Here is a 237-nt window from a genome sequence, read left to right as displayed (position 1 = left end):
TCTATAATCTTAAGAAAAACGTCTATCGACGTACTTCCAAAGAAGACAGACCGCGTTTAGCTGAAGTTTTTCTTGCGATTATAGAATGGTTCAGCTTCGCTGAATTTTATAAATTCTATAATCTTAAGAAAAACGTCTATCGACGTACTTCCAAAGAAGACAGACCGCGTTTAGCTGAAGTTTTTCTTGCGATTATAGAATGGTTCAGCTTCGCTGAATTTTATAAATTCTATAATC

General features: G+C 34.6%; 1 protein-coding gene. It reads left to right on the top strand.

Annotated elements, in window-relative coordinates; all coding sequences use genetic code 11:
- A partial coding sequence (locus tag KI379_RS33920; protein WP_212986173.1) for a hypothetical protein occupies positions 1 to 237 on the top strand: 237 nt, incomplete at both ends.

Source organism: Paenibacillus cineris (assembly GCF_018333335.1).
GTDB lineage: Bacteria > Bacillota > Bacilli > Paenibacillales > Paenibacillaceae > Paenibacillus_AQ > Paenibacillus_AQ favisporus.
Note: the sequence above shows the minus strand (reverse complement) of the source record. Positions and strands in the feature narration are given on the sequence as shown.